The sequence below is a fragment of the Pseudomonas sp. ANT_J28 genome, from assembly GCF_008370005.1.
Lineage (GTDB): Bacteria > Pseudomonadota > Gammaproteobacteria > Pseudomonadales > Pseudomonadaceae > Aquipseudomonas > Aquipseudomonas frigoris.
Genome location: NZ_VOBM01000084.1, coordinates 1 through 4,879 on the forward strand (window position 1 = coordinate 1; position 4,879 = coordinate 4,879).

At 56.1% G+C, this 4,879-nt stretch carries 4 protein-coding genes; 2 read left to right on the forward strand and 2 right to left on the reverse strand.

The genetic code is table 11. The features are described 5' to 3' along the window. Positions 1-252 precede the first annotated feature (252 nt). On the reverse strand, positions 253-1,452 hold the full coding sequence (gene tyrS, locus FQ187_RS29560) for a tyrosine--tRNA ligase (protein ID WP_149632189.1): 1,200 nt from the start codon (positions 1,450-1,452) through the stop codon (positions 253-255). Positions 1,453-1,664: 212 nt separating this feature from the next. Here tyrS and FQ187_RS29570 point away from each other — a divergent pair, with 212 nt between their 5' ends. Together FQ187_RS29570 and FQ187_RS29575 are read left to right on the forward strand one after the other, a co-directional pair. Further along, positions 1,665-3,089: a peptidoglycan DD-metalloendopeptidase family protein gene (locus FQ187_RS29570; protein WP_123368685.1), complete on the forward strand. Its 1,425-nt coding sequence runs from the start codon at positions 1,665-1,667 to the stop codon at positions 3,087-3,089. Positions 3,090-3,092: 3 nt separating this feature from the next. After that, positions 3,093-4,184, forward strand: a complete 1,092-nt coding sequence (locus FQ187_RS29575) for an anhydro-N-acetylmuramic acid kinase (protein WP_149632190.1) — start codon at positions 3,093-3,095, stop codon at positions 4,182-4,184. A 78-nt stretch (positions 4,185-4,262) separates the two neighbouring features. Here FQ187_RS29575 and erpA read toward each other — a convergent pair whose 3' ends face one another. Beyond that, a complete protein-coding gene (gene erpA, locus FQ187_RS29580) occupies positions 4,263-4,613 on the reverse strand; it encodes an iron-sulfur cluster insertion protein ErpA (protein ID WP_007947969.1) in 351 nt (116 codons plus the stop codon). Positions 4,614-4,879 lie beyond the last annotated feature (266 nt).

Sequence of the window (4,879 nt, forward strand, 5' to 3'; positions counted from 1 at the left end):
AGGCGAATTCTACAGCGTTACTCGCTGCTGTCAACACCTCTTTTACACCGCTTTCGACCGAGAAGATCGAATCGTTAAAAGAGCCAAACAACACCACTCTTTCAACTCCTTCTGGGCTTCGATGACCCGAAGCAACTCGCTGTCGAAAACTGCATAACTCATTGTTTACCAAGGAGTTTTCCGTTTCGACTGCGCCGGAAGTGGGGCGAATTATAGACTTCCAGAATCTGCCGTCAACCCCTAATTTGAGCTTTATTCGGATTTGAGCGTAATACGCGCAAATGCCTTCTTCCCAGCCTGGCAAACATGGGTAGCGCCCAGTACGTATATAAAGGTGCGATCGACAACCTCACCATCTATACGCACACCACCAGAACCTAGAAGGTCCCGCGCGACAGCCGAGTTCTTGACCAGACCTGCCTTATTAAGGACAGCAGCAATCGGCATGTCTTCAGTAGCAGCCAATTCAATCTCTGGCAGATCGTCCGGTAGTTCGCCTTCCTTCATACGGTTACCCGCCGCACGGTGAGCATTGGCCGCAGCCTCTTCACCATGGAAACGCGCAACGATCTCTTCAGCCAGCTTGATCTTGATATCACGCGGATTGGCACCCGCCTCGACATCAGCACGGAATACATTGATCTCATCCATGGAACGGAAGCTGAGCAATTCGAAGTAGCGCCACATCAGCGCATCCGGAATGGAAACCAGTTTGCCGTACATCACACCCGGCGCTTCCTGAATACCTACGTAGTTGCCCAAGGACTTGGACATCTTCTTCACGCCATCCAGACCTTCGAGCAGCGGCATGGTCAGAATGCACTGAGCCTCTTGACCATATCCACGCTGCAGTTCACGCCCCATCAACAGGTTGAACTTCTGATCTGTACCACCCAGCTCGACATCCGCGCGCAAGGCTACCGAGTCGTAACCCTGAACCAGCGGGTAGAGAAACTCATGAATGGCGATTGGCTGATTGGTGCTGTAGCGCTTATAGAAGTCGTCGCGCTCGAGCATGCGAGCCACGGTGTACTGAGACGTCAGGCGAATGAAATCGGCCGGCCCCATCTGATCCATCCAGGTGGAGTTGAACGCAACTTCGGTTTTCGCCGGATCAAGAATCTTGAAAACCTGGGTCTTGTAGGTCTCGGCATTCTCGAGAACCTGCTCGCGGGTAAGAGGAGGACGTGTCGCACTCTTGCCACTCGGATCGCCGATCATCCCGGTGAAGTCACCTATAAGGAAGATCACCTGATGCCCCAGCTCCTGGAACTGGCGCAGCTTATTAATAAGCACGGTATGACCCAGGTGCAAATCCGGCGCGGTCGGATCGAAGCCTGCCTTAATACGTAGCGGCTGGCCACGCTTGAGCTTTTCGATCAGCTCGGACTCGACCAACAGTTCTTCCGCACCACGTTTAATCAGCGCTAGCTGCTCTTCAACCGACTTCATAACAGACCCGCAAGGCTCGAATTCAAAGGGAACCAACCATACAAGATCGCGCGTCAAATACAAGTTTTGCCCGGCGCACGGACACCAATCCACAGACACAGCGTTCGCGGACTTGCTTCAGGGATGATTTGGTTATATTTTATACAGTTATTTCATCTTCATCATGTCATTCATCTTTTCCAATTCATCTTTTTCAAAGTCAAAAATCACCTATGACCAAAGAATCGTCTAAAGCGCCGCCGCTTTACCCGAAGACCCACCTGCTCGCAGCAAGTGGCATCGCCGCCCTTCTGAGCCTGGCGCTTCTGGTATTTCCTTCCAGTGATGTTGAAGCAAAAAAAACGACCCTGAGCCTTGAACTGGAAAGCCCTGCTGAACAACTGACACAAGATCAAGACGCTGCCGAAGCGGTCCAAGCCACAAATGAGCCAGCGGCGTCCCCTTTTGCGCAGATCGAAAACAGCGCCGAAGAACCCCAGGAAACCGCTCAGGCCGCACCCGCGCCAGCACCTGTGATCGAAGAAAAAAAGTCTCCAAACCACAGGGAAGTGATCGTTTCTAAAGGCGATACGCTCTCCACCCTGTTTGAAAAAGTCGGCCTTCCAGCAGCTTCGGTGCATGAAGTGCTGGCCAGTGACAAACAAGCCAAGCAGTTCAGCCAACTCAAACATGGCCAGAAGCTCGAATTCGAGCTGAGCCCCGATGGCCAGCTGACCAATCTGCACAGCAAGGTCAGCGACGTCGAAAGCATCACCCTGACCAAGAATGACAAGGGTTATGCATTCAATCGCATTACCGCAAAGCCTACCGTGCGTTCTGCCTACGTTCATGGCGTGATCAACAGCTCCCTGTCGCAGTCCGCTGCACGCGCCGGCTTGTCCCATAGCCTGACCATGGACATGGCCAGCGTGTTTGGCTATGACGTCGACTTCGCCCAGGATATTCGCCAGGGTGACGAATTCGATGTCATCTACGAACAGAAAGTCGTCAATGGCAAGGCTGTCGGCAATGGCCCGATCCTTTCCGCTCGTTTCACTAACCGCGGCAAGACCTACACCGCCGTGCGTTACACCAATAAACAAGGCAACAGCAGCTACTACACTGCTGACGGCAACAGCATGCGCAAGGCGTTTATCCGTACCCCGGTAGATTTCGCCCGCATCAGTTCGAAATTCTCGATGGGCCGCAAGCACCCGATCCTGAACAAGATCCGCGCTCACAAAGGCGTCGACTATGCAGCGCCGCGTGGCACTCCAATCAAGGCAGCCGGTGACGGCAAAGTGTTGTTGGCCGGTCGCCGTGGCGGCTACGGCAATACCGTGATCATCCAGCACGGCAACACCTACCGTACGCTTTACGGCCACATGCAGGGCTTTGCCAAAGGCGTGCAGACTGGCAGTAGCGTCAAACAAGGCCAGGTGATCGGCTACATCGGCACCACCGGACTTTCCACCGGACCGCACTTGCATTACGAGTTCCAGGTCAATGGCGTGCACGTCGACCCACTAGGCCAGAAGGTGGCGATGGCCGATCCGATCTCCAAAGCCGAGCGCGCACGTTTCCTCGCCCAGAGCCAACCGCTGATGGCGCGCATGGATCAAGAGAAATCCACGCAACTGGCTTCGAGCAAGCGCTAAGCCATGGCCCTCTATATAGGTGTGATGTCCGGGACCAGCCTCGATGGCCTGGACATTGCGCTGGTCGAGCTGGCCTCGGCGATCAAACTGATCGCCACGCACTACACCCCAATGCCTGACTCCCTGCGCACCGAGCTGCTTGGCTTGTGCGCCAGCGGCCCGGACGAGATTGTCCGCTCCGCCATCGCCCAACAAAACTGGGTGAAGCTGGCAGCACAGGGCATCCACACCCTCCTCGACCAACAAAACCTGAAGCCCGAAGACATTCGTGCGATTGGCAGCCACGGCCAGACCATTCGCCACGAACCGGCGCGCGGCTTCACCGTGCAGATCGGCAATCCTGCCCTTCTGACCGAGTTGACCGGCATCACCGTGGTCAGCGACTTCCGCAGCCGCGATGTTGCGGCTGGCGGACAAGGCGCCCCACTGGTCCCAGCCTTTCACGAAGCGTTGTTTGAAGAGCGCGCAGGCAATCGCGCAGTATTGAACGTCGGCGGTTTCAGCAACCTCAGCCTGATCGAGCCCGGCAAACCCGTAGCCGGTTTCGACTGTGGCCCGGGCAATGTCTTGCTGGATGCCTGGATTCACCAGCAACGCGGCGACAACTTTGATCGCGATGGCCAATGGGCTGCCAGCGGCAAGGTCCAACCGGTTCTGCTGAACGAACTGCTGAGTGATCCGTTTTTCGTGACCAAAGGCCCCAAGAGCACCGGCCGCGAAGTGTTCAACCTGCCATGGCTGACACAGCATCTATCGAAACTGCCGACCTTCGCCGCAGAAGATGTACAGGCAACCCTGCTCGAACTGACCGCCCTGACCATCGTCGAGTCACTGCAAAGCGCCCAACCAGATACCCAGGAACTGTTGATCTGCGGCGGCGGCGCCCACAACGCCACGCTGATGCACCGCTTGGCTAGCTTGCTGCCGAACGCCAAAGTCAGCAGCACCGCGACTTACGGTGTAGACCCGGACTGGGTCGAAGCCATGGCCTTCGCCTGGCTGGCCCATTGCTGCCTTGAAGGCATCGCTGCCAATCGCCCGAGCGTCACCGGCGCCCGTGGCCCGCGCATACTTGGCGCCATTTACCCTGCCTGACTAGCCATACCCAATCCCGGACAGCAAAACGCCGCAGAGCCCTGAGGCCATGCGGCGCTTGTGATGCGGCGATTACGATCAGATCGAGAACGAAGAGCCGCAGCCACACGTGGTGCTGGCGTTCGGATTCTTGATCACGAAGCGCGAACCTTCCAGACCTTCCTGATAATCCACCTCGGCACCTGCCAGGTACTGGAAGCTCATCGGATCAACGACCAGACTCACCCCTTCGCGCTCGACAATGGTGTCGTCATCGGCCACTTCTTCATCGAAGGTGAAGCCGTACTGAAAACCTGAACAACCGCCGCCCGTAACGAATACACGCAGCTTCAAGCGATCATTCCCCTCTTCATCGACCAGGCTCTTCACCTTGTGCGCGGCACCGTGGGTGAATTGCAAAGCCGTGGGGGTGAAGGATTCGACGCTCATGCTAACTATCTCCCGGCGTTACGCCGCCATAATGCGTGATGACGCGCATTATCCGCTTCTCCTAGAAAATCGGTCAACTATTGTTACGGTATATCAATAAAACCGATTGCCGGCTTGAAATGCAAAAAGGCCCGTCAGACGGCAATGCTGTTCACTTAAGCGGAGCAGCCTTGCGGTTAACCGGATACCGGGTTTTAGACATCTTCACCGCCCTAGGCCTCGCAGGCCTGGGGCGTTTTACTATAAAGAGCACACCAATGCTGCCG